We start from the raw sequence: 17,453 nt of genomic DNA on the forward strand, positions 1-17,453 counted from the left end.
GCGGGTACCTAGGCCCATGCCACGGGTACCGTCTACGCCGTAGCCGCGAGTACCGATGCCATCGACGCCATAGCCGCGTGTGCGGGTACCGTTATAATTGTTCGCGTTGGTATCCAAATTCGTGTTCATGCCGAGCGGATTGATTCCGTCCTGAGCGGTACGGGTACGCATGTTGTTTTTGGCGCCTCTCGTTGTCACGTTATCGGGATTCGTCGCGCAGCCCGTCAACCCCATGGACATGACCATTGCCGCTGCCAACGTGAGAAGGACCATCTTTTTAAGCATCGCTTTTCCTCCTTGTGTAGATGATTTCAATTGGATTATCACCACACTTAGCATGCGCCGAGGCCGGGATGTTATCCCGATAGGTTTTACCGCCCCTGCCACTCCTTTCTGTACTATGCAAATTTCCGCAGCCAGACAAGATCCTATCCTTACCGGCTGCAAATTTCGTTGACAAGGCGGCATCGGAGCATTATTATTTAGTACCAGGTACTAATATTAGCACCGGAGGGAAACCTATGCCAATAACACGTTTGCATACGAAAGCCCGCATTACCGCTTTTGGCTCCTTTGTCCCCGAGCGTCGATTGACCAATAACGATCTGGCCGCGATGGTGGACACGAATGATGAATGGATAGTTACCCGTACCGGAATGAAGGAACGCCGGATCGTGGATCCGGGCGTCTACGCCTCCGATCTGGCGGTGAAGGCGGCCAATGACTTGGCGGAGCGCCACGGAGTTGACTTGCGGCCGGTGGATGCGGTCTTGGTTGCCACATCCACTCCGGATGCTTTTTTCCCGAATACGGCGGCTCTTGTCCAGGCTCGGCTCGGGATGCATGATGCGTTGGCTCTCGATATTTCCAATGCCTGCGCAGGCTTCGTCAGCGGTCTTCAGCTAGGGATTGGCTTAATTGAGGCAGGCATGCATCAGCGCGTACTCGTGATCGGAACGGAAGTGCTGAGCCAGACCGTAGACTACACCGATCGCAGCACCTGCATATTGTTCGGCGATGGCGCCGGAGCGATGCTGCTTGAGGCGGATGATCGAAGAGACAGCTTTATGGCCTCTTTGTCGGCTACGACGGGGGATACGGAGGCGGTCTTGTACCGTCGCGCCACCGCCGACCGAATTGGAGATGTGGAACTCAGAGAGGATGGGAAATTGGTGCAGAACGGCCGCGTACTATATAAATGGGCGCTGCAGCAAATCCCTATCGGCGTGGGAAACATCCTGTCCCAGCTTCAATTGCATGCGGATGCGGTGGACTGGTTCATTCCGCACAGCGCCAACCTTCGAATGATCGAAGCGATTAGTGAGCGAAGCGGCATTCCCATGGAACGGACCTTAACGAGCGTCACCTATTATGGCAATACATCGGCAGCAAGCATTCCGCTGGCCATCTCCCTCGCCCTGGCGGCAGGGAAGCTGAAGCCTGGCGATACGACATTGCTGTACGGCTTCGGAGGCGGCTTCTCCCAAGCGGCGCTTCTGCTTCGTTGGCCTGAATTGCAATAAGTTCAATAAGAAGACACGGCTGCCCGTGAACGGCAGCCGTGTCTTCTTATTGAACTTCGGATTGGATTGTCATTCCTCCTGTGTGCCGTCATCCTGCCACGTCTGAATCGCTTCATTGAAGGATGGCTCATCAACCGGGTAAGCCCATGCGTCGCCTTCCGGCGTTATCCACATATGCTCCTCTTTCATGTAGCCGCCATATCGCTTCGTCACCGCTGTCTCTTCCCGCTGTGCCGGGTCAATTGCCTCTGGCTGCAGCGTAATCGTGAGCGACCACTCCTCCTTCGCCCCGGCTCCGGATACAGCCTGTTCCCGTTCCGGCTCGCGATCAATCATCAGGAAGCGGAAAGCATTGATAAGCGAGACCGCTTTTTCTTGCGTCACTTTGTTGCCGTTTAGGCTCCAATTCTCCGCTTCATCGCCTGAATTTTCCGCTGTTGGCTCCTTTTTCAGATCATAAGTTTGTCCTTCCCATGACCACTTGAATTCCCGAACTTCCTCCAGCGTGAACGTCAACGGTTCCTTCCGGGCAAAGTCAAAGGCAGAGCGCTTCAGGCCCGACAAGTCGGATTCAGACACTTGATAGACCGTCTTCCCGCCATCTGCCCGGGCATAGACCGTTCCGGGAACCGGGGTATTCTCTCCGACCTCAATCCGGCGGACATTCCCGCCTTCTTGAATGGAGTACACCGCAACAGGTTGATCAAGGCCGTACTTGGCCATATCCGCTGCTTCCTCTTCCACTACGGATTGTCCCGCCACCCCGGTAAACGTCGTGATCCAATCGGATACCGCATAAGAGCTTACCGGATAATCCTCGTTCCCCTGCACCTTCCATTCTTCCTTTACCTTCACCAGCTTCAACGGCCTGCCTTCGGTCTCCAATTCAATGGCGTCCACTTGTTCGGCTGCCGCCTTCACGAGGACTGGCGCGGCTTCCGCTTCCTTGTCCATATCGATAAAAAATTGATTCGACGATGCATACCAGTACAAAATGCAGAAGACAACAAGCAGCAGTGCGGCCGGCATCAGCTTCTTCATGACGCATGTCTCCTTCTCCACCACAGTCCCGCTCCAATGAGAAGCAGCATGGCCGGGAATCCGATGACGGTCACCCACAAAATCGTTTTTCCTTGAACCGGGGTTAAATACGCAAGCTGGTAGGCATCCTTCTCGCGCGGCCGGATTGTTACCTGATCCTGATTCTCCTCCAGCCAGTGGATGCTGTTCAACGCGAAGTCGCGATTGCCCTGGGTATAAATATAAGCATCCGCCATATAGCTGGAACCGCCGATTACGACAGCTTTCGGTTGCCCGTCCTTCGACTGGACGACCGCTCCGAGTGTCAACGGACCTGCAATATCCTTATCATCCCGTTCGCTGCCTTCTTGAACCAAGCGCGGGATATCCGTCTCTCCGTACGCTTGTTCGGTCGTGTGCAATATTTCTTGCGCTTCATACGTATCGTTCTCGCTAAGCTTCAGCGGAATGCTTAACGACAAGGTCATCATCATCCGGTATTGGATAAGCTTCTCTGTCATCTCATGCTCGTTATAATCCGGCATAATCGTGAACGGATCATACAGCAATCCTTCGGACGGCTCGACGGCGACCGAGTTCGTGCTTTCGACGCCGAGCGCCTTCAGCAGACCATCGATATTCGGCCACTCCGTGGCCATCTTTTCATTGAACCCGAGCGCAATGTACAGCTTTCCATTGCCTTCCACATACTTCTGCAGCAGTTCCGCTTCCTTATCGCTCAAATCCTGCTTCATCCCAATTAGCATAATGAGATCGGCATCCTCAGGAATGCTGCCCTTCTGCAGCAGGTTCAGATCCTCGAGCTCCACATTGTCTTCCTCCAAGCTTGTCCGGAGCACATTCATTTGCGCCAGCGGCAATTCCTGATGACCGCTAAGAACGTAAGCCACTGACTTTTTGTCTGAAGCCAGGCTTCGCAGCGCCTGTGTCATTTTTTCCTCGCCGCTGAACTGATACGAATATCCCTGCCCGGCTTGGAACATTTCAAATAAGCCAACCGTTTTCCGCTGGGTTCCCTGCTCGAATACAATCGAACTTGCCGTCAGCTTGTACTGCTCCGCCAGCGAAGGCTCCTTCAGCAGATCATACCGCTTGAATGAAATATTCCGGTTACGCTTCGCATATTCCTCCGCCATGTCGGCAACCTCGCGAACAAGCACTTCATCATCGTTCGGGGTCGTGAACAGCTTAATGGCGATCGGATTCTCGATGGAAGCGAGTGCCGATAACGTCTGCTCCGACAACGTGAAGGATTTGTTCTTCGTCACGTCCCACTGCCATCCCGAGAAGGATTGAAATATATAAGTAATCAGCACGAAAATACCTACTATTGCGGCAGAGATTATTGCCGCATTGCCACGACGCAGCCATGTTTTCATCTTCATGTTACCTCCACCGCTTTCTGTCCAACACTTGAATACTCAGCACGATAAACACAGCGGAGAGCGTTACAAAAAAGAGCACGTCCGCCCCGCTGATCACACCCTTCATGAATGACTCCAGACGAAGATTCATGGCAAATGGCGCAATCCAGCTTCCCCATTCCGGAGAGGTGGATGCGGGCATATCGAGCAGCCAGAAGGCAAGCAGGATGACCACGCCCGCGATTGCCGCCACCATCTGGTGCTGCGACAGACTGGACGCGAACAAGCCGACCGCGGCCATCGTTGCGCTTAACAGCAGCATCCCGAGTACCGAAGTAAGCAGAACCGGCCAATCCAGCGGGCCGAAGAACGACATGATAAGCGGGTACAGCAGACTGAGACACACCAGCAGCACCATCACGACAAGCGCCGCCGCATATTTGCCGATCACGATGTGGCTCAGCCGGGCCGGTGAGGTCAACAGCAGCTCATCCGTGCCTTGGCGGAACTCGTCCGCCAGCAGCCGCATCGTCAACATCGGAATGACGAAGACATACATGAACACTGCATTGCCCGAGACGAGCCGGAAATCAATGATACTGGGCTGGAACATCACGAAATTCAAATAAAACATCATGCTCGAAATAAGCATGTAGACGGCAAACGCTACATAAGAGGCCGGCGAGGTGAAATAAGCTTGCAGCTCCTTGCGAAAGATCGCCCGAAATCTACGCATCTTGCACCTCCTCCTCGGTCGTAAGCCGAATAAACACGTCCTCGAGGCTGGTCGTATCCCGCTTCATCTCGAGAATCGGGTAACCCGCCTTCGCAAGTGCGAAAAAAATAGACTCCCGCGCATCTGTCTGTTCTGCCGGAATGACCCGAAGTGCAACGATCGGAGTGCCGGCATCCGGCTGCGACGCTCCGGTCTGCTCTTCCCCTGCTACTATGCCGTCGTTCGCTTCATCCGCATCCGCATGTTCCGCCGCGATGCCGGATTCTGCCCCCGCCTCCGCAGCTGGGCTGCCGGAGCGTGCGCCGCCACGGGATTCAGTCTCTTCATCCTCAGTCTCTCTCTCCTGCTCCGTCCCGCTCCCGGGTACCGGCTCGGTGGCCTCAGCCAGAACATCGACAGACGCTACATCGGGAAGGGCGGTTAAAATAGAGATGATCTCGAACTCCTTTCCTTTCACTTCCAGCTGCAGCGAGGTGGTCTGCCCCATCACTAACCCAAGCCGATCCTGCCGTTCATCCAGCACAAGACGGCCCTGATGGATGATGAGGACCCGATTGCACAGCGTATTCACCTCAGGCAAAATATGAGTGCTGAGCAGAACGGTATGCTGCTCTCCCAATTCGCGTATCAGCTCGCGTATCTCAATAATCTGGTTCGGGTCAAGCCCGGATGTAGGTTCGTCCAGCACAAGCAGATCGGGCTTATGCATAATGGCTTGCGCCAAGCCCAGCCGCTGCTTGTACCCTTTGGACAGACTGCGAATCATCTGCTTTTCTCTTCCGCGAAGCCCCAGCTTGTCCAGCATTTCCGCGATGCGCTGCTTCTGCTCCCGTACAGGGACTCCTCGCAGATCGGCGATAAACGATAAATACGCCTTCACCGACATGTCAGGATAGAGGGGCGGCGTCTCGGGCAAGTAGCCGATCTTGCTTCTTGCCTGGGCGCCGTGCTCGGCCATCGTCAAGCCTCCAATCGAGATACTCCCGCGAGTCGGGTTCAAATACCCGGTAATCATGCGCATCGTCGTCGTCTTGCCTGCCCCGTTGGGCCCCAGGAAGCCGACTATCTCGCCCTGCTCGATGGCGAATTGAAGATCCTCCACGCCCCGGCGATCATCATACCATTTGCTGACGTTGTTCACTTCTAACATCGTAGACCTCCCGTTTCATTTGCGCTAACGGACGCACCGCCTGCCGGCGGCGCGCCGCAGTCTCTCTCCCGATCATAAGCGCCGATACCTAAAGCAAGATTAAACGGAAATGAAACGAAACTTAAAAAAATATGACTATTCTGTGAACGATCACCGTTTTTTTCGAAGACGCTTGCCTCGATGCATCCGGGAGCGATAGAGCCCCTTCCTCTTCCGCCTGCGGGCTCGCAACGCCCCCGGCCAATGGCGCCTGCGGCGGTGAAGTCGCCCGCCCCGCCGCACCCTCCGCCTGCCGCGCCGTTGCGGGTGGCGGAACAAGGGCAGCCGCAGTTGGTCGTCCGGTGAACCTGCGGGAGACATAACGCCGTACAGGATTTCGGCGGGTATTCGACGTGCCTGGGGCAGCAGTGATGCATATTCCAGCATGCCGGGAGCAACGCGGCGGTACGTGCCCCTATCCGATTCGGCGACGAACACATCGGGAGCATCCCCTTGGATGACTTGGTATTTGTGCCGATGGTGAAGAACCTGATTAATAAGCAGCTTTTTCAGCCGAGCACGGAACACGGCATGGCCAAATACCCGAACGGCGTTCGTCCCGTTGCGAATGCCCGCCCTTCTCCATACCGAAGGGCTGCGGGTCGCATCAACAACGGCCTGTGTCAGTCGCTCCTCGTTCCCGGTCTCTATCGAGTAAGCGGAGTTCCCCGTCGCCGCTAATATTTCCGCTAATCCGCCTGACGCGTAAGCAATGACCGCCTTGCCGAATATCATTCCTTCCAGCGCCGTTAACCCGAAGCCCTCCGGCAGCAAGCTGGGCACCACGACAATATCCATCGCCGGGTACACATGCTGCACCGACGTCTCGAAGCGAATGAACCGGAACCGATCGGCGTATGGAGAATTCGCAATCATCCCGAGACAAGCATCGTAGTAACCGTGATCCGTCGGCTCTCCGAGGATGACGAAGCGGGCGAACGGCCTCTGAACCGCCACTCGAAGCGCCATTCGGACAAAATGGTCCAGCCCTTTTTCGGGATAGAAGGCAGCCGCTATATATCCGATCAGCACATGTCCCGCCGCTATCCCCAATTCTTTTCTCTTGCTGCGGCGGAAGCGGGGCCAGGAGCGAGGCTGAAGCGCGTTCGGGTGCCAAGATGGAGGCAGCAGATAGAGCGGGGTGTCTCCCGCCGCAGGGCGGATCGGTTGAAGCGTCGTCTCCGATGTACCGATAATGCCATCGGCATGCGAGCCGATAAGCGCCGCGGCGAGGGAGGTGTGCGGAGTAGAGGCGATGGTCTCATTGATGACCCACAGGGTTGGAATTCCCAGCGAAGCGGCTGCGGCGGCCGGAAGCTGGTGGATCGCCGTATTCGTCAAGACGATGTCGGGTTGCATATGCCTCAGCAGGTCGACGATAGCCTCGAATTCGGGAGTCCGCTTCCAACGCTCCCATTCCTCCGGGAGATCGGCGTTCGGCCGGATGAGAGAGTACATCAGCGGGCAGGGCATAATCTCGCTTCGAATGCCGGCTGCCCGGGCCAGAGCCGATAATCGGCCTTCCTGAGGCACGATGATAATGCATTCATACCAGGTCCTTAACTCGTGAGCGAGAAAAAGAAGATGTTTCTCCGCCCCGGTAATAAAGTCTTGGTTGCACATATGCGAAAATAACATCATTGTCGGTTTCATTTGCGTGGCCCGTTCCTCGTAAGAGAGACGGAAGCCTTCACCTCCAGAAGCAATGGAATGGCATAGGATGGCACCGTCCTGCGATCGTGCCTTTCTACTCGAATATGGTAGCCAGCACCTGGTTCAAGCGGTGCGCATACGTATGTTCGCGCATCGTCCGGGCCAAAGCGCGGAGGGCGATCTCCCGCCGTTCTTGTTCATGGCTTAAATAGTAGTCGATCTTGGCCAGCATCTCTTCCGGGGAAGAATAGGTCTCTATTTCCGCGCCGGGGGTATAGAATTGGGAGATATCCGATCGCACGTCCGTCAGCTGCAGCGTTCCGCAGGCACAGATTTCGAAAGTCCGCGGGTTCGGGGAATGGGCCGGAATATTGATCCGGTTCTGGTTGCTCGACTCGTCGTCATGACCGCGGTGCAAATTAATGACAATCTTGCTGCCGTTGTACACCTCCGACGTCGCGTACGGGTCCATCCAGCGGTTCAATTCGATCTGATGGGCGTATTGAGGAAATTGAGACAGCCGTTCCCACCATAAGCCGGTCAGAACCAAGCCTCGCTTCATCAGTTCGGGCAGAATCGGCTCGATCATCCGAATCCGGTTCCAATAGGCGGATCCGATGAAGCTGATCTCCCTTCGTACCTTAGCGGGGCTGCGAAGAGGCCGGAAATGGCCATGATAGACGCCAAACGGCAAAAAGTGCACGTTCGCCCCAAGCGAACGGTAATACTCGACGCTGTTCGCTTCCAGAGTGAAAACATAGTCATAATGCGTCACTATAGAGCTCATCATATCGGTATAATAGGGATCATCCGTAATCCATAGGGCGGTTCGGATCCCAAGCGCCCGCACCGCATCGACTTGCTCCACCGGAAGATCCATGCCGTCCAGGGCAAAAACCAAATCGGGCCGCTGTTGGCCTGCCACGGCGGCAACGCCATCCCGCGGCCCGCAAACCGACACTTGGCTGACCAGTTCCTGCCATGTGTTGCGCATGCCTTCATCCAGCGGGGCATAAGGATACCCTTTGCCCGTTGTCACATAGCAGACATGGAGCGGCCGCATCGGTATCGGCTCCCTCGGCGTCTTCATAATGACATCCGCCCGTCCGCGCAGATAGCCATCCTGGAATCCATCATTGAACCCTGCGATGCGTCCTTGATGACGGGCGTTGTATCGAAATTGCTGATTCATATGAATTCGGGCTTGCGGCCTGCGTGAGCGTGATGTACGCATGGGATCGCTCCTTTTTGACATTCATTTCTATGTGGCATGCTGCGATCCGGCATACGCGGCCTCGCAAATGCTGCATCGGTAGTCTATCATCCATTCATCATATGCCGCTCCGTCAAGTGCATCATGGACGGTTATCCATCCATGGTCAAAAAGGGCTTCCGGACAAATAAAAACAGCCAGCGGCCGCCGTGTGCGGCAAGCATCTGACTGTTCATAAGCCTATCCGGTATGTTCGGAATATGTCAACTGGTGGCCGTCCTCGAAGCCTTTGGCGAAGCCGACATTGTACCCTGCTTGATAAGATCCGTCATAGCCCTTCTTATAGGATTGAGAAGAGCCTCTCCTCCTCCGGCGGACGATTCGCAGCCCCCTTCTCCGCAGGTTGTGGGAGCGGCCGGATAGACGCCGGCGAGATCCTTTGCGGGCGCGAACGGGGCCGCTGCGTACGGTCTTGCGCCCCAGTCTTCGTGTGTGTGAACGCTTTTTCAATAGATTCACCCTCCTGTACTCCTCGGGTCAAGTACGGCTCTGTCGAAATAAGCTGGATTGAACCAGGGCGTTGCAGGAGTTCCAGTTGTCTTGTGACGGGAACGCCAGCCAGTGATCATGCCGCATAGCGCCAGCTGGTAGTTCGACAGCAGCCGGATATCCTCTTTGATTCCTTTGACGGAGCCTTCCGCATGCTCCGTCACATCCGCAAGGTGCTCCAACATCCGGGCCAGGGCAGACTGGCTGCGGACGATGGCCTGGATCATTTCAAGCTTGGCTTCATCCTCCTGCGATCTGTGCATCATGACCATTTATCTCCTCAAATCACATTGAATCAAAATCTCCGCTGAAAGAGTCGCCTCCTACCCCGTCTCCCATCGACTCCGATTCTCCCCGGTTAAGGACGATCTTCATGTTCCGGGCGAGACTGAGCTGGATTTTGGTCAATCCGTCAAGGACCTCAACAATTTGATCATGAATTTCCAACGGATCGCTGATTTGCTCTTTATGATTGACAAAAGCGGTCTCTGTCAAATGATTCAGCATCCAATTTCGCGTTTTTTCTGCTTCCACCGCTTTGGCTTCCAAAATCATGGCGACATTCCACTGCATCTTGGCTATCGCATCCAATATAAGATGATAGGAGTGCTCTCTGCTCAACCGGTCTCCCCCCTATCGATTCATTCTTCGCTAACGTCGTTCAATTCATTGATAACATGTTCAAGCTGCTCTGCCAACGCCTCTTCCAACTCCGCGATACCGTTCAGGTACGCGACGATATTTTTTGTTAATGCAGCGGATTGCGCCTTCAGTCCGCTCAAGCCGGCAAAATCGGGATTAACGTCGGGCAGGCCGTGAATAAGCTGTGCCATCCGAACCGCAACCTGACGTTCCGCGTCCAGAACACGTGCCATATGCTGATGCGTATGGGACATGTGAACAATAATTTCGTCCACGACCTTATGCATGGTTCTTCCTCCCCGGCAAAATAACGGATCACACAGGTGTTAGCTCCGCTTCCTTGTCTTAACATATGCGGGCCATAGGCAAGTGTATACGGGCCATCCGCCCAAAACTGCCCACAACCGCCGCCTTTTCTGAAGCCCAGCCTCATCGGCAGTCACAGCTTACAAGTGAAAGGAGGTAATAACCGGCGCCGGAATGATCGGAAGCCCCTCTTTCAATTCGTCTCTCTCTTTATCCGTTCGCGGCTGCACCCGGTTCTCCAGCTGCCATCTGCGGAGGGCATGCTCGCTAATAATTTCGCGGTATTTCTCTCCTTGACGCTGGTACCATTTTCCTGCTTCGGTCGTGAATACGGCCCCATCTGCGATCTCCCCGTTCGGTTCGGATTGGCGCTGCCATTTGTCATAGGCATCCCCTGCATCCATGGCCGGTCCTGTCGGCCAGCCCCGCAGATCGATTTGCGAGACGGTTACGATCGGGACGCCGAAATGGCCGACAAGCGGATATTTCGTGCCGTGCTCGACCCAGTAGACCGTATCGGTCAATCCGGTGACCGCAACATGCGTCGGGTAGAAATCATGGCATCGGGTAAGTCCCGAACCCCCGCTCGCTTCCCTCGCGCGCTGCACCAAGTTGAATGAATTTCCCCATTTGTCACGGAAAAATGCCGCGTTTTTGTCATTGATAATCTCAAACTGGTCCCCGAGCTCCCTCATCGTTATGCTGCCGTAATGATGGATGAACGTATCCCGCGCAATCACGAGCTTGCGTCCGTTAAGGCGAACACGAAGCACATAATCTTCATCTTCGAAATTGCCGATCTCGAAGCCTTCGTCGAGATAGCCGGTCGTCTCGAACAGTTCCCGGCGGAATACGAGGCAAAACCCGACGATCCGATCCGTTCCTTGCCATTTTCCCGCATTCGGCACATTATATGTCGCTGCGAACGAATACATATCCTCAATGCTTTGATAAGGAACTTCAATCAGTTGTTCTCCACTGATGAAATTCGTCACCGGCCCGACCATTCCGATTTTGTCATCGCTCTGGAGGCAGTTAAGAAGATTATTGAGCCAGTTCGGAGTTACGAGAATATCGTTGTTCAATATGCAGATCGTCTGTCCCTTCGCCATCATCAGCCCCGTATTAACCGCTCCAGCGAAGCCGCGGTTATGCTCATGGATATGGAAGCGAAGCTTCCCGGTATTCCGGTGAAGATAGGCAGCGGTGCCATCTGTCGAGGCGTTGTCGACGACGATGATTTCATGGGAGATTGGTGTATGGTCCTCGATGCTGGCAATACACTGCTCTAACAGGTCGGCCTTGTTATACGTTGGGATGATGATGCTCGTGCCGTCGAAGGGAACTCCGTATTGGGCCTGCCCGACACGTAACCCTTCCGCATAGCCGCGGGCATATCCTCGATCGTATCGTTGTTGTCTGCTCCGTCCGGATGCAGCCCGCATGGAAGATGCGGGGACGCGCCGCTTGCCTGCGTGCACACGGCGAATGTCACGGCGGGAACGCACTGGTGGCATCTCGGCGCACCTCCTTCATTTGAGTTAAGATATTTGAATATTGCCTTCTACTATGAGATTCGCCAAATGTCCAAAATCAATGGCGACCTTGCAGAACTGTTCGGCAAGGCGCTGAACCAGGATGACGGCAGGAATGCCTGCAGCGACAACAGCCAAATCATAATCATGCTCGGCGGCTTCCTCGAGAACGCCAGGAATGTCATGAATGCCTTTAACCGGGGAGATTGCACCAGCGATAACAGCTCCTTTGTCTGCAAGAACCGCGGCAAGGGAATGGGCCGTATTGCCGATGACGAGCACGCGCCTGCCTTGGATCAGCCGAGTCAAATAACCTTCCTCGGCCAACAAGTAATTAATGGTAGATAAAGTAAACCGGCGTGGCGCGATTTGGATGCCGTACGCTTGAAAAACGGGGAACAGCAGCCCCTGGAAGTTCGGTTCCGGGGCAACTGGCACGCCGATAATCGAAGCTTTGCGCACGGCCTCCGCCAGTTGATCACGATGGGCGTAATCCGGAATACTCATGCCCGAATATTCGAGGAATGTGCCCTCCCTCCGCACTAATTCCGCGCTAAGCACGGTATCATGCGCCAATGCCAGCAGTTCGCCGTCTCCCAGCCGCACGAGCGAGCACGGAGCGCGCTCCTGCAGTGCCTTCTCCAGCTCCTGGAACACTTCCTCCACTCCCATCAGCGGCTTCAGCAAATGGCGGACCTGCTCCACTCCCAAAGAGATAACGTGCTCCACCGAGATATCCGGAAGCAGGGTCATGTCAGGAAGGAACCGGGCCAGGATGCGTTCCCCGCCCTCATACTTTCCTTTGCGGAACCCGTCCTCATAACTGAGCCGCCGTTCGGTATCCACGTCAGGCGGCGTCTCCTGCGTCGTGCCGGCAGCAGGCTCAGCAGCAGGCCTACGATTGCGCTTAATCTGCCGTACCGGCCGCTCCCCGGGCGGCTGCCGCCTGCGGTACAGATGTGCTGCTCTGCGGGACAGGCGTCCCTTACGGCTAGCCCGCAGCATCCTTACACGAGAAATGCGCCGGCGGCGAACCGTAATTTTTGCCATTCATGTCTCCTCCCTTCCTGGCTTCATCTGTATGGCGAAAGGACAGCGCGCCGGCTTCGGTATAGAAATCAGACAACTATCTTCCGTTCAAATACGCTCCGGACAGGACACGTTCCCACCATGAGCGGTTGTTCACATACCAAGATATTGTCTCCTTCATCCCTTCGGCCAAGCTTACGCTCGGAGTCCATCCGAGCTCGCGTTCGGTCTTGGCAGGATCAATCGCATAACGCAGATCATGACCCGGGCGATCGGAGACGAAGGCAATCAGCGATTCTGGCTTCCCTAGCTCGTTCAGCACCATTCGGACAACCTCCAGATTCGTGCGCTCCTGGTGGCCGCCGATATTATAGACCTCGCCCGGCTGCCCATGCCGCAGCGCTGCGTCAATGGCTGCGCAATGATCGTTGACGAAGAGCCAGTCACGCACATGGGAGCCGTCCCCATACACGGGAATCGGCCGATCCCGGATCGCTTGCGTAATAATGGTAGGGATAAGCTTCTCCGGAAATTGGCGCGGACCGTAATTGTTCGAGCAGCGGGTAATAATGACTGGCATGTCATACGTGCGGGCATAGGAGCGTGCCAGCATATCCGATCCGGCCTTGCTGGCGGAATAGGGGCTGTTCGGCATGAGCGGGGATTCTTCGGAGAAAAATCCGGTTGATCCAAGCGTTCCGTACACTTCGTCGGTCGACACGTGAATAAAGCGGGGAATGCTGTGGCGGCGTGCCGATTCCAGCAATCGGAACGTGCCTAGCACATTCGTGCGGACGAATGACTCCGGATCGGCAATGCTGCGATCAACATGGGATTCGGCGGCAAAGTGCACGATCGCATCGAATGCTCCCTCCGCCATAACCTGTTCCACAGCCGCCGCATCCGTAATATCGGCCCGTACGAATCGATAGGCTTCGCTATCGGCAATATGCTGCAAATTATCCGGATTGCCTGCATAAGTGAGCACATCCAGGTTCGTAATGTGCATTTCCGGGCGACGGGCCAGCATATAAAGAATGAAATTACTGCCGATGAACCCCATGCCTCCGGTTACGAGAAGCCGGTTCATAACTCGACCTCCTTCAACTCTTGAGCCGCTTCATGCAGCGACTCGAACGTGCCCGCATCCGTCCACCACGATCGAAGCACATCATAGTGCAGCTTGCCTGCGGCAGCGTACCGGTTGTTGACATCCGTAATCTCCAATTCCCCGCGCTTGGATGGTGCAATCGCCTCAATATGCTGAAAGACATCGGTATCATACATGTAAATGCCCGTGACGCAATACGATGATGGCGGATGCTCCGGCTTCTCTTCAATGCGGACGATCCGCTTCGGATTGGCGCTGTCGAAGACAGGCACTCCGTATCGCTCCGGGTCGGACACTTCACGCAGCAGAACGCGTGCCTCGCCAGGCCTCTGATCGCCGAATGCCGCTGCATACGAGGCCAGATCGTCCCGGAATAAATTATCGCCGAGCAGTACGACGAATTTCTCTCCTGGAGCAATATACGGCTTCGCCAGCGAGAGTGCTTGGGCGATGCCCCCAGCTTCCTCCTGGATGGCAAAGGTCAAATGAACGCCATAAGACCGCCCGCTCCCATAGTACTCTGTAAATAAGGATGCTGACATTTTCCCGATAACCATAATAATCTCCGTAATGCCCGCCGCACGAAGGCGTTCGATGCCATAGCTGGCCATAGGATGCCTGCCAACAGGCAGCAGATGCTTATTCATGAGCTTCGTCAATGGATATAGACGGGTGCCTGTACCTCCCGCCAAAATAATTCCTTTCATTCGATTCCCTCCTAAGAGTATGTTGGGGAAACCGCCACTCTGTAACGGTACGGGGCTTTCACGAATACGCTTCATATGCGCACCTGCCGGGCGGAGGAGACAAATCATCCCCGGTTCCTCCTCTCGGCAATCTGCTCGCGTTGGTGCTTCTCGCTGAAGAATGACGCATTTTCCTCCCATAAGGAGTGAAATGCCTCCACATGATCCCCGATGATAAGCTCGGCCACCGGATTCGATGCGCCTACATTCGTGCGGCGTATCCGATTCCTTCCGATAACGTCGACCGCATGCACCGCTTCCGTGCGCAAGCCCCGGGACAAGGCAAGCGTCTGGAATTTGGGAGGAACGATTAAATTCTGCACGCCAACGGTATCCAGCGCGCGGCGAGTAATGGCATGAGGGACAGCGGTCAGCGAATTGGCATGCAAATCGGCGCGGCCCAGGCTCCGGTTCAGCCACTCTTTGCAGTGTGTAATTCCATCCCGCTTGAAGAAAGGTCCCAGGAACGGACTGATGTCGTTAAGAGCCACATCGACCCCATTGTCGCATGCCCATATAAAAGCGCCGAGCTCTTCCGCAGCAATCGGGATATCGGCATCCGCGAATAACAGAATCTCCGCTTGAGACAGACTCGCCCCGATAGCGCGGCCAACGTCATGGCCAAGCGCTTCCGGGTAGTGAACGATGCTGGCGTCCTCCGAAGCTTCCAGCACCGCCTGCAAGCTGCCGTCCGAGGAGCCGTTCACCACGACGATGGTGTGCGACAACGGCAAGCGACCGAGCTCCTTCAACACTCCTGCGATGCTGTCTTCTTCATTTTGGGCGCACACGATTGCATCGATCGGCCTAGTGGTCGGAATCAGTACGGCTTCCCTCCCGTTCTGGTACCTTCCTGTCGTAAATCCGGCTCTGTACGCTCTCGCCAACTCCCTGACTTCCGAGTAGGATAAGGGTTCCAGCCGGTATGGCGCGAGGAACTCGGTGAACCGGCTTTGCATGAAGCGGACGATGTCCTTGCACGTATCCTGCCCGCCCAATGCGGCATATTCGTCGCCGTGCCGCCTTCCCGCATCCTGCGCCGCATGGCGCCACGCTCCGCTTGCCTGCGGCACAGATAGCGGAGGCTTCCAATGCGGAAGCTGCTTATGTCCGCGTTGCCGGAGCCGGCTGCGTCTGATCATGCGGCCAGCCTGCATGCGACGGTAGCCCTTTCTTCGTCCCCGGCTCGATTGGCGTCGACGCGGTGAACGGCGCAGACCCCGGATAACCTTCCTTGTTCTGCGGAAGGATCGCTTCCTTCTCATGGCATCATGTCACCCGCTCCCGTTGTCTGGTCAAATCCGAATGGCCACCGCGAGGGCCCCGCTGTTCCATCAACCAGCGAATCGCCTGCATATGATCTTGACATATCAGCGGCTCCAACGGATCCTCGCGCAGCCCCCGCACTCGTCTCCGATTTATGCGGCCGACGTCAATCGTATGCACTCCCCGGATATTCAGCCCATATACGACGGCCATCGTATGCGCAAGCGGCGGGACGGATACCGCGTCGCTACCGATCAGTTCAAGCGCCCGACGGCTTAATGCATGCGGAACAGCAGTCATAGAAGCTCCCCCCAGATCCTGCCGGGACAGCATGGCATTTAAGGCGTGCTTTGCCAATACAACTCCATGTACATCATGCTTCCGGACGGGTCCCTGATAATTATTGAGAGCGACATCGACGCCATTGTTCACCGCATGGACGAACGGGCGCAAGTCCGCTGCAGGCAGCACGATATCGCCGTCGATGAACAGCAGAATTCGTCCTGCCGCAGCTTCGGCTCCAACAGATCTCCCCTTATCGTGACCAAGCGGGATCGCATAACGAAGAACCCGTGCTCCCATCTTTTCTGCGATGCGGTCTGAACCGTCCGTCGTGCCGTTCGCTACGACGATGACCTCTGAGGCGGGATGCACCTGTGCCGCCCGCTCAATGACACGGGCCAGTGTTCGCCGTTCATTCAAAACCGGGATAATGACCGACACAAAGGGATCGGCAGAACTATGAATTCGATGTCGCCGTACCTGCCGGCGGGGACGCGTTCGCGCAGAACGAAATCTTTTGGAATGAGCCATTGCACGTATCCCTCCCGGGCAAATTGCACATGTATTTACATCCCATTGTATGAGGCATAGTCCAGAGTGTAACGGCACATGTGCACATTCGGCCCGCTTCCTCCCCTAACCCGGCGGATCGCTAGGATGTCAAAAAGCCGCCAGTTGGCATCTGGCGGCTGTCTTGCTTCACCGGCGGATCGGCCGCAAGCTAGCCGATCGCAATCCAGGATACGCAGCCGAACGGCTGTGACTGTGGATCTCTACGGTGTATTTCCAAAACGGCGCTGTGCGTTGCTTGCGATTTGAGCACCGCATGGCATTCCGGGTGGTTGGTCATAGCGACAAGCACATATTGATTATTGGGGAACGGCTCATCGAAGGCAATGCGGACGTCTACCCGGTCTGTCTCCCCCTGAAGCAGAAATGCGCTCATCCCGAATTGCTGCAATGCTCCGGCGCGCGGCATCGCAGTGCGCACGGGAACGAAGGAACAGGACTCCGGTGTAACCGTTCCGGGCTGGAGCACGATCGAATTCAAGATTCCCTCTTCCAAGTGCTCAGTCCGGATGCTCCCCGCTGCGATATGTTGGCCGGTTACCTCGCCTTTACCGATATGACGGCTCGTGACTTCTCCTGCTCCGATATGATGGCCGGCTACTTCTCCTTCGCCGATATGGCGGCCCGTGACTTCTCCTGCCCCAATATGATGGCCTACTACTTCTCCTTCGCCGATGTGGCGGCCTGTTACTTCTCCT

General features: G+C 55.8%; 18 protein-coding genes and 1 pseudogene. 1 reads left to right on the forward strand and 18 read right to left on the reverse strand.

Features of this window, described 5'->3' with window-relative positions; translation table 11 throughout:
- A pseudogene (locus DQX05_RS28610) lies at positions 1-285 on the reverse strand (hypothetical protein); the annotation flags it as partial.
- Between the two features lie 236 nt (positions 286-521).
- Between DQX05_RS28610 and DQX05_RS28615 the strand changes: the two are divergent.
- Positions 522-1,523 carry a ketoacyl-ACP synthase III gene (locus DQX05_RS28615; RefSeq protein ID WP_119796038.1) on the forward strand — a complete coding sequence of 334 codons (1,002 nt, stop codon included), beginning with the start codon at positions 522-524 and terminating at the stop codon, positions 1,521-1,523.
- Positions 1,524-1,592: 69 nt separating this feature from the next.
- Here the strand turns inward: DQX05_RS28615 and DQX05_RS28620 are convergent, their stop codons facing one another.
- From DQX05_RS28620 to DQX05_RS31525, 17 genes are all read right to left on the reverse strand, one after another.
- Positions 1,593-2,564 (reverse strand): DUF4340 domain-containing protein, encoded by a 972-nt coding sequence (locus DQX05_RS28620; protein WP_119796039.1) that lies wholly within the window; start codon positions 2,562-2,564, stop codon positions 1,593-1,595.
- On the reverse strand, positions 2,561-3,943 hold the full coding sequence (locus DQX05_RS28625; RefSeq protein WP_119796053.1) for a GldG family protein: 1,383 nt from the start codon (positions 3,941-3,943) through the stop codon (positions 2,561-2,563). Before DQX05_RS28625 ends, DQX05_RS28620 begins: the two co-directional genes overlap by 4 nt.
- A 7-nt stretch (positions 3,944-3,950) precedes the next feature.
- Positions 3,951-4,664 carry an ABC transporter permease subunit gene (locus DQX05_RS28630; protein WP_119796040.1) on the reverse strand — a complete coding sequence of 238 codons (714 nt, stop codon included), beginning with the start codon at positions 4,662-4,664 and terminating at the stop codon, positions 3,951-3,953.
- Complete coding sequence (locus tag DQX05_RS28635) at positions 4,657-5,814, reverse strand: ABC transporter ATP-binding protein (RefSeq protein ID WP_119796041.1); 1,158 nt, start codon at positions 5,812-5,814, stop codon at positions 4,657-4,659. The genes DQX05_RS28630 and DQX05_RS28635 overlap by 8 nt, the downstream gene beginning before the upstream one ends.
- Before the next feature lie 150 nt (positions 5,815-5,964).
- Positions 5,965-7,506 carry a glycosyltransferase family 4 protein gene (locus DQX05_RS28640; RefSeq protein ID WP_259392213.1) on the reverse strand — a complete coding sequence of 514 codons (1,542 nt, stop codon included), beginning with the start codon at positions 7,504-7,506 and terminating at the stop codon, positions 5,965-5,967.
- Between the two features lie 94 nt (positions 7,507-7,600).
- Positions 7,601-8,740 (reverse strand): CgeB family protein, encoded by a 1,140-nt coding sequence (locus DQX05_RS28645; RefSeq protein WP_182914890.1) that lies wholly within the window; start codon positions 8,738-8,740, stop codon positions 7,601-7,603.
- A 219-nt stretch (positions 8,741-8,959) separates the two neighbouring features.
- Positions 8,960-9,229, reverse strand: coding sequence for a hypothetical protein (locus DQX05_RS28650; RefSeq protein ID WP_259392214.1), 270 nt, complete (start codon positions 9,227-9,229; stop codon positions 8,960-8,962).
- A 5-nt stretch (positions 9,230-9,234) separates the two neighbouring features.
- Entirely contained in the window at positions 9,235-9,534 is a 300-nt protein-coding gene (locus DQX05_RS28655; protein WP_119796042.1) for a hypothetical protein, read from the reverse strand.
- Positions 9,535-9,553: 19 nt separating this feature from the next.
- Positions 9,554-9,889 carry an alpha-helical endospore appendage domain-containing protein gene (locus tag DQX05_RS28660; protein ID WP_119796043.1) on the reverse strand — a complete coding sequence of 112 codons (336 nt, stop codon included), beginning with the start codon at positions 9,887-9,889 and terminating at the stop codon, positions 9,554-9,556.
- Positions 9,890-9,909: 20 nt separating this feature from the next.
- The gene (locus DQX05_RS28665; protein WP_119796044.1) at positions 9,910-10,197 is read right to left on the reverse strand and encodes a nucleoside-diphosphate sugar epimerase; all 288 of its coding nucleotides are present in this window, start codon (positions 10,195-10,197) and stop codon (positions 9,910-9,912) included.
- A 159-nt stretch (positions 10,198-10,356) separates the two neighbouring features.
- Positions 10,357-11,733 (reverse strand): glycosyltransferase family 2 protein, encoded by a 1,377-nt coding sequence (locus DQX05_RS28670; protein ID WP_119796045.1) that lies wholly within the window; start codon positions 11,731-11,733, stop codon positions 10,357-10,359.
- A 24-nt stretch (positions 11,734-11,757) separates the two neighbouring features.
- Complete coding sequence (locus DQX05_RS28675; protein ID WP_259392215.1) at positions 11,758-12,801, reverse strand: GT-D fold domain-containing glycosyltransferase; 1,044 nt, start codon at positions 12,799-12,801, stop codon at positions 11,758-11,760.
- A 76-nt stretch (positions 12,802-12,877) separates the two neighbouring features.
- Complete coding sequence (rfbB, locus tag DQX05_RS28680; RefSeq protein ID WP_119796046.1) at positions 12,878-13,870, reverse strand: dTDP-glucose 4,6-dehydratase; 993 nt, start codon at positions 13,868-13,870, stop codon at positions 12,878-12,880.
- Positions 13,867-14,598 (reverse strand): sugar phosphate nucleotidyltransferase, encoded by a 732-nt coding sequence (locus DQX05_RS28685; RefSeq protein ID WP_119796047.1) that lies wholly within the window; start codon positions 14,596-14,598, stop codon positions 13,867-13,869. The genes rfbB and DQX05_RS28685 overlap by 4 nt, the downstream gene beginning before the upstream one ends.
- A 104-nt stretch (positions 14,599-14,702) precedes the next feature.
- Positions 14,703-15,779 carry a glycosyltransferase family 2 protein gene (locus DQX05_RS28690; protein WP_119796058.1) on the reverse strand — a complete coding sequence of 359 codons (1,077 nt, stop codon included), beginning with the start codon at positions 15,777-15,779 and terminating at the stop codon, positions 14,703-14,705.
- A gap of 127 nt (positions 15,780-15,906) precedes the next feature.
- Positions 15,907-16,716: a glycosyltransferase family 2 protein gene (locus tag DQX05_RS28695; protein ID WP_119796048.1), complete on the reverse strand. Its 810-nt coding sequence runs from the start codon at positions 16,714-16,716 to the stop codon at positions 15,907-15,909.
- A 190-nt stretch (positions 16,717-16,906) separates the two neighbouring features.
- On the reverse strand, positions 16,907-17,453 hold a 547-nt coding region (locus tag DQX05_RS31525; protein ID WP_220483298.1), incomplete at its 5' end, for a WIAG-tail domain.

The sequence above is a fragment of the Paenibacillus thiaminolyticus genome, assembly GCF_003591545.1.
Taxonomy (GTDB): domain Bacteria; phylum Bacillota; class Bacilli; order Paenibacillales; family Paenibacillaceae; genus Paenibacillus_B; species Paenibacillus_B thiaminolyticus_A.

What these genes read in the sequence shown, in the direction of transcription:
- DQX05_RS28655 (WP_119796042.1), bottom strand. Translation starts at nt 9,534, where the DNA reads ATGATGCACAGATCGCAGGAGGATGAAGCCAAGCTTGAAATGATCCAG.
- DQX05_RS28690 (WP_119796058.1), bottom strand. Translation starts at nt 15,779, where the DNA reads ATGATCAGACGCAGCCGGCTCCGGCAACGCGGACATAAGCAGCTTCCG.
- DQX05_RS28675 (WP_259392215.1), bottom strand. Translation starts at nt 12,801, where the DNA reads ATGGCAAAAATTACGGTTCGCCGCCGGCGCATTTCTCGTGTAAGGATG.
- DQX05_RS28685 (WP_119796047.1), bottom strand. Translation starts at nt 14,598, where the DNA reads ATGAAAGGAATTATTTTGGCGGGAGGTACAGGCACCCGTCTATATCCA.
- DQX05_RS28630 (WP_119796040.1), bottom strand. Translation starts at nt 4,664, where the DNA reads ATGCGTAGATTTCGGGCGATCTTTCGCAAGGAGCTGCAAGCTTATTTC.
- DQX05_RS28620 (WP_119796039.1), bottom strand. Translation starts at nt 2,564, where the DNA reads ATGAAGAAGCTGATGCCGGCCGCACTGCTGCTTGTTGTCTTCTGCATT.
- DQX05_RS28670 (WP_119796045.1), bottom strand. Translation starts at nt 11,733, where the DNA reads ATGCCACCAGTGCGTTCCCGCCGTGACATTCGCCGTGTGCACGCAGGC.
- rfbB (WP_119796046.1), bottom strand. Translation starts at nt 13,870, where the DNA reads ATGAACCGGCTTCTCGTAACCGGAGGCATGGGGTTCATCGGCAGTAAT.
- DQX05_RS28665 (WP_119796044.1), bottom strand. Translation starts at nt 10,197, where the DNA reads ATGCATAAGGTCGTGGACGAAATTATTGTTCACATGTCCCATACGCAT.
- DQX05_RS28695 (WP_119796048.1), bottom strand. Translation starts at nt 16,716, where the DNA reads ATGGCTCATTCCAAAAGATTTCGTTCTGCGCGAACGCGTCCCCGCCGG.
- DQX05_RS28625 (WP_119796053.1), bottom strand. Translation starts at nt 3,943, where the DNA reads ATGAAAACATGGCTGCGTCGTGGCAATGCGGCAATAATCTCTGCCGCA.
- DQX05_RS28640 (WP_259392213.1), bottom strand. Translation starts at nt 7,506, where the DNA reads ATGAAACCGACAATGATGTTATTTTCGCATATGTGCAACCAAGACTTT.
- DQX05_RS28615 (WP_119796038.1), top strand. Translation starts at nt 522, where the DNA reads ATGCCAATAACACGTTTGCATACGAAAGCCCGCATTACCGCTTTTGGC.
- DQX05_RS28645 (WP_182914890.1), bottom strand. Translation starts at nt 8,740, where the DNA reads ATGCGTACATCACGCTCACGCAGGCCGCAAGCCCGAATTCATATGAAT.
- DQX05_RS28635 (WP_119796041.1), bottom strand. Translation starts at nt 5,814, where the DNA reads ATGTTAGAAGTGAACAACGTCAGCAAATGGTATGATGATCGCCGGGGC.